Here is a 6,359-nt window from a genome sequence, read left to right as displayed (position 1 = left end):
GCACCCGGCTCATGCCGAACAGCTCGGTCATCTGCAGGATGGGCAGGATCTCGCCTTCGCGCTGGTAGACCCGCTGGCCGCGCACGGTGGTTACCTTGGCCGGCTCGAAATCCAGGGTCTCCTTGACCGTCTCCAGCGGGATGGCGAAGTGCTCCGGACCGATCTGGACGATTAGGGTCTGCTGAATGGACAGGGTCAGGGGCAGGCGGATGCGTACCGTGGTGCCCTGATCCATTGCCGAGTCGAGCTCGATGGAGCCCTTGAGCTCCTCCACATTGGAGCGCACCACGTCCATGCCAACACCGCGCCCGGAGATGTCGCTGACCTTCTCCGCAGAAGAGAAGCCGGGCGAGAAAATCAGCTGCTGGGCCTCGCGGTCGGACATCTGCTCCGCTTCGTTGGCATCGACGATGCCTCGTTCCACGGCCTTCTTGCGTAGCTTGTCGGCGGACAGCCCGCCGCCGTCGTCGGCCACCTCGATGACTACGAAGTTTTCTTCGTAATAGGCCTTGAGGGCCACCGTGCCGGCCTGATCCTTGCCCTTGGCCTCGCGCTCGTCCGGATCCTCGATACCGTGGTCCACGGAGTTCCGGATGAGATGGACCAGCGGGTCCTGGATGGCCTCGATGACATTGCGGTCCAGCTCGGTTTGCTCGCCGGAGATGTTGAGCTGGACCTCTTTGTGGGTCTTGCGTGAGAGGTCGCGAATGACCCGCTTGAACTTGTTGAAGCTCGCCGCCAGGGAGTGCATGCGCGTCTGCATGACCGCCGACTGAAGGTCGGAGGTGACCAGATCGAGGCGGTGGGCTTCCTCGGACAGGTCCTCGGCCAAGCGCTCGTCGTCTATCTGGGAGGCGACCCGGCGGGCAAGCTCACGGGTCTGGTTACGGGTCAGCACCAGCTCACCAACCAGATTGAACAGGCGATCCAGGCGTTCCAGGGGAACCCGTAGGGTCTGGCCTTCACGGGCCTGGTTGTCACCGCCTTCCTCGCCGTCACGGGCTTCCTCGCCGCAGGTCTTGGCTGGAGCGGCATCCCCGTCCCTGCCCTCGGTTTCGCCCCCGGGTCCCTGAACCGCCTCCGCCGGGGCAGCCTTTTCTGGGCCGCTCTCGCCAGCGTCCTGGCTCTTGGGGGTCGCGGGCTCCTCGCCCCGGTAGTCCGCCCGCAGGTAATGGGTCAGCCGACGGGCGGTTCCCTCCATGGCCAGATCGTCGCCGCCGCCGTTGGCAACCCGGTCAACCACTTGCCGCAGCAGGTCAGAGCCTGCCAGCAGGTCGTCCATCATGACCGCCGTTAGGGGTATCTCGAAGTTCCGCAGGCGGTCCATCACCGACTCCATGGTATGGGTCATGCCCTGCAGGCGCGGCAAGCCGACGAAGCCGGCGGTGCCTTTGATGGTGTGGATGGTGCGGAAGGCACTATGGAGCCGGTCACCGTCGGCGGGGTTATCCTCCAACGCCATGAAATCCTGGTCCAGGGCTTCCAGGCCCTCCCGAGACTCCTCGACAAAGGCGCTTACCAGGTCCGGATCGGCGTCTTCCGGGAGGGCGGCAACTCCCTTGGGCAGGCCCTCCTCGGCGTTGTGTTCTTCGGGGTGGGCAACGTCGGCTTGATCCTGGGCCGGTTCGGACTCAGGCTCAGGTTCAGGCTCGGGCTCGGCTTCCGGTTGGGCCTCTGACTCCGGCTCAGGTGCGGGCTCCGGTTCCCTAGCCGGCGACGGCTTGGCAGCGTCAGCCTCCTCCGCCGCTTCGTCTTCGGCCTCCCCCGTATCTACAGGTACGTGCTTGGCCAAGCGATGGTAGGCGTCCTCGGCCGCCTGCTCGTCCTCTCCTTCAAGCGCCCCCATGGCAGCCTGAAGATCCTGAACCATGACCTTGTGCAAGCGGATATCGAAGGCAGCCAGGCCCTCGAAGATGGCCCCCAGCCGCTGTCCTAGGTCCGCCAGCGGACCCCCCTCCGCCTCCAGCCGTTCGGCAGTGGCAACCGCGGCGGCACGGGCCGGCTCCAGGAGCTGGGGATCACTGGGACTGGCGATCAAATTCTCCAAGGCGCCCGCCAGACCCCCGTCGCCACTGGTATTAGCCGCCGGGGCTCTCTCCGCGGCCCGACCGGAGGCCTGGTCACCCTCGTGGTCCGAGGCATGGTCCATCAAGGCCTCCAGTCCGGCAATCAGGGGGGCGGGATCACCCCCACGGGACAGCACTTCCGCCCCAGCCTGGAGGCGTTTGCCCAGCTCCTCGCTCCAGGGAATATGGCCAGCGGCAAAGGCCCCAAGAACATCGCCCATGCGCAGTGCCAGGTTCTCTCGCGCGCCGCTCAGGGCCTCCGACAACTCGTCCAGTTGGGCACCGAGCTCATCCAGTACGGCTTCGTCACCGTTCTGCGACACAAGCCGCTCGCAGTCGGCCACGACTTGCTCCGGATCAGGCGCGGCTTCTGGCCCTTGGTTTTCCGCGCTCACCCCCGCATCGCCAGCTTCCTCCGGGCTCAGGATAGGCTCCAGCTGCGGGATTACCGCCGCGGCTTCTTCCTCCTCGCCGGCGGCCAGTGCTTCGGCGCCGGCAAGCAGGGCCTGCTGGATGTCATCACCCCAATCCAGATGCCCCTCGGCGAAGGACCCCAGCAAGTCCCCCATGCGCAGGGCCAGGGTCTCGGCCTCCCCCGAAAGGCTTTCGGAGAGATCGTCCAGATTCTGGCCGAGCCGGTCGAGGGTGGCCCCGTGCCTGGGGTCCTCCGCCAGCGCCCGCACGTCTTCAGCCAGGGCATCGGCACCGCTGCCGTCCGTCTCTCTGTCGGCATCCTCCCCGCCTTCCGTCTCCAGCAGGTGGCGCAGGATGCGACCCTCCAGCTCCGCTGCCGGACGCTCCGGCGTGGTGCCCTGGAGGAGGGCGTCCAGAACCGGTACCGCCTGCTCCAGATCCTGGTACATGACCCGGTGAAGCCGGATGTCGAAGTTGGCCATCTGCCGGAAAAGGGCCTCCAGCGCATCGACCAGACCCCCAACGAGCTGGTCGAGCCATTCCTGCTCAGCTAGCTCGCCGAAGCGGCGGGCTAGCTCGGTATGCAGCTCGGGGTCCCCAGGGCGGTTTTGCACCTCCTCGAGCAGCGAGGAAAGACCGCCCCCTGCCACTTCATCGCCCTGGGACTCGGGGTTGAAGAAGCGGGCCATGATGTCTTCGAACCCCTCGGAATGAGGTCCGGCACTGAAGTCTCCGTTGCCTGGCATGGCTCTTCCTAATTCCTGCGCGGGCGCGCTATTCGGCTACACGACGCTGTTCCGGCTGGTGGCTGGTCAGATTAGCCTCCACGCGTTCCACCATCTGCCAATAGCGTTGGGCGGCGTGCCCTTCGGGCGCCGCTTCGAAGGCGGTTCGTCCGTCCTGAAGCCCTTCGGGAATGGCCTCATCGTAAGGCACGGGGGGCAGCACCCGGTCGGCAGGCAGGCTCTTGCGAGTCCGCTTCAGCCAACCCTGGTGCCAGCGATTATTTTCCCGGAGCATGGTCGGCACCACCCCCAGGAAAGCGGGCTGAAACTGCAGATATCGCCTCATGAACTGGGCGTATTCCAGGGTCTGGATCAGGCCCCTAAATGATAACAGTTCCATCTGAACCGGGGCGATGAGGGCATCGGCAGCGTAAAAGGCATTAACGATAATCAGGGACAGCGACGGAGGACAGTCGAAGACCACCACGTCGTAACCTTCCGCGCCCTCCAGAAACTGGCGCAAGGCACTCTCGCGGCGGGGGCGATCCGCCAGAGCGATCTCCAGCTGGGCAAGTGTTCCATCAGCGAGCAGGGCGTCCAGACCGGGCCGTACCTCAGCGAGGCATTGGGCCGGCTCCACTCCCTCCATGACGGCGTGGTAGAGCGTATAGCGCGGGGTCAATCGGAAGTAGCTGGCCAATGCCCCTTGCGGGTCCAGGTCCACGATCAGGGTCCGATTCCCCCGTTCAGCCAAGCCCCAGGCCAGATGGACGGCCGTGGTGGTCTTACCCGCCCCACCTTTGTGGTTCACCACCGCGAATGTTCGCATTTTGAGAGAGCTCCCTGCCTTATGGTGTCGGCTCAACCAGCTCAATCCAGCCGGTAGGCCTGCTCGAGCAGGGATTCCTGCTCGCTGGTCATAGAGGCAAAGGCCAGCCCGTATTGATGGGAAAAGCGTCCGCCAGCTAGGCCGCTGGCGGTACGGGCCCAACGCACCTCGGCCTGGAGCTCGATCCGATCCTGGCCCTTGTGGGACCGATCCAGGGGCAGGCTTGCCTCCTGCCAGGCCCCTTCCGGGAGCTCCTGGTTGCTCTCCAGGCGCAAGCCTCCCTTGCTGATGGTGCTCAAGTGACCATCGTGCCATTCCTCGCCTTCCAGATCGCGATGGCGGATCTCCAGGTCCACGGTCTGGCGAGCGTGGCTGCGCTGGTCGATGAAGGGGTTCTCCGGGAGCATCATGGCCAGATCCACCAGCACCACCACCCCATCCTCGGAGTTGACAATCCCGGTGAGGTAGCTGCCGTGCTGGCGCTGGATCTCCGAATTGGACGGCGGTGACTGCACCTCGTCGCGCTGAATGGCGCGCAGATCGGTAACCTCGTCCACCACGAAGCCCACCAGGCGCCAGTCCATATCGACCACCAGGATCCGGGATTCGGCCGTATCCTCGTAGAGCCCGAGGCCGAGGAGAATCCGGGTATCGAGCACCGGGACGATGACCCCGCGCAGGTTCATGAGACCGCGCAGGCTTTGTGGGGAGTCCGGGATGAAGGTGAGATCACGCTCCAGGAGGGTGTCCACCTCCTTGAGGGCGGTCACATCCACCCCGAACAGCTCCTCGCCGAGCCGGAACAGGAGGAATTTGGCCGCATCGGCGGTATGGGCCTCTTTGGAGATCTGGGCGGTTTCCATGGCACCTACCCGTGGTCGCGAAGCGTTGAGCGGTTTCCCGGATTTTCCCCCGGTAGCCCCGTTTGCCCACACCCTACTGTTCTTGACCTCAAATTTCGAGCCTTTAGCCTCTCCGCGGCGGTTCGCCCGGATCAAAAATTCCAGCCATTCACCATCAAGAAGGCCCGACTGGCTCCGACAAGAAATGGCAGGGCCGTGGCCAACGGCACGCCACTAGCAAGGTTGGACCTTGTTTTCTAAGAGAACCGGCCCAGAATGAGGGCTCGTCCGAGAGGGGGCTAGCTTAGAAACCCATTTCGGAAGCTGGAACCAAATAACCCATTAGCAGGCCATCGGCACCGGGCTTCGGCAGCAACCCCCAGGCTCCTGAGCCCACCCCAACTTGCCCCGCCCGAGAGTGAGAATGCGCTACCTCTATAGCTTAAGCGCCCGGCTACAGATCCTGGTCACCACCATCATCGTCATCCTAACCGGAGCCATGTTATGGCTCCTGGTGTCGGCCCTGAGCTACGAGGATCAAATCTGGGAGCAGAGGGTCGATCGGGTCAATCAGGGCTGGCGAACCCTGCAGGAGGCCACCGCTGGCCGGGTAACCAGGTCTTTGCAAAAGCAATTCGAGGCCGAAGCCCGCGAACTGATGCTGCAAGGTCGTACTCGGAACGGGGTGGCCGAAGCCCTCAAAGAGGGCGATGCCTCAGCCTTTGGGGACGCCCTTTTCTCCCTGCAGACCCTACCGGACATGCCGCAAAACGTCCGTTTCCAAGCCTACGATCTGGCCGGGACCACCGACGACGCTTCGGTGAAAGGCTCCCTAAACGGGGATCGCACCGGATGGATGGACGCCCTTATGGGGGAGATGCTGACCCTTAGAGGCCCTGAGGCTATCGAAGGGCTGACCGCCTTCGCCTTAATCGAAGGCCAGCCCTTCTTTACCGCCGCGGGTCTAGTGCATACCGAGACCCGAGAGGACATCTATTGGCAGGGGGCCTTTGGCGTCGCCATCCCCATGGAAGGCTTTTTAGCGGAAGTTCGCAGCTTTCTTTCCACTGATGAGTTCCCTGCCGCCCTTGCCGTTGTCACCCCGCAGGGTGAGCTTCTTCACCGCCATGGGGAGCTGGAAAGCCAGCTCAGCGAGGCCGTTTTTACCAATGGCTCCGGTGGCATCAACTCATCCCAAACCCAACTTATCGGCGATGGGCGCCTGGCCCGCACCCTGATCCCCCTTACCGGACCCGACGGCGGGGCGAAGGCCTACCTGTCGGCGATCACCTCCATGAGCACCATCCATTCCGTGCTCGCCGACCGCAGCCGTCTTGAGGCCACCAAGTGGGAGAACCAGATCTGGGGGGGCGTCATGGCGATTTTGGTTCTTGCGCTGGGCTCGGGGGCCTTCTTCTGGGTCGCCCGGCGGCACCTGCAACGGCCCATCCAGGGCCTACAGTCGGAGATGGCCCGGATCGCC

At 64.3% G+C, this 6,359-nt stretch carries 4 protein-coding genes; 1 reads left to right on the top strand and 3 read right to left on the bottom strand.

All coding sequences use genetic code 11. From position 1 onward, the window contains the following. The 3 genes from V5A19_RS13315 to V5A19_RS13305 form a co-directional block, all read right to left on the bottom strand. Nucleotides 1–3,226 (bottom strand): ATP-binding protein (locus V5A19_RS13315; RefSeq protein WP_332327920.1); only part of this gene is annotated, 3,226 nt, incomplete at its 3' end. A 28-nt stretch (nucleotides 3,227–3,254) separates the two neighbouring features. After that, a complete protein-coding gene (locus tag V5A19_RS13310; RefSeq protein WP_332319122.1) occupies nucleotides 3,255–4,034 on the bottom strand; it encodes a ParA family protein in 780 nt (259 codons plus the stop codon). A gap of 41 nt (nucleotides 4,035–4,075) precedes the next feature. Next, on the bottom strand, nucleotides 4,076–4,897 hold the full coding sequence (locus V5A19_RS13305; protein WP_332327919.1) for a chemotaxis protein CheW: 822 nt from the start codon (nucleotides 4,895–4,897) through the stop codon (nucleotides 4,076–4,078). A 403-nt stretch (nucleotides 4,898–5,300) separates the two neighbouring features. Between V5A19_RS13305 and V5A19_RS13300 the strand changes: the two genes are divergently transcribed. Beyond that, on the top strand, nucleotides 5,301–6,359 hold a 1,059-nt coding region (locus V5A19_RS13300; protein WP_332327918.1), incomplete at its 3' end, for a hypothetical protein.

The sequence above is a fragment of the Thiohalorhabdus sp. genome (assembly GCF_036628635.1).
GTDB lineage: Bacteria > Pseudomonadota > Gammaproteobacteria > Thiohalorhabdales > Thiohalorhabdaceae > Thiohalorhabdus.
The sequence above is the reverse complement of the archived record's forward strand: the minus strand, read 5'-3'. Positions and strand labels throughout refer to the sequence as shown.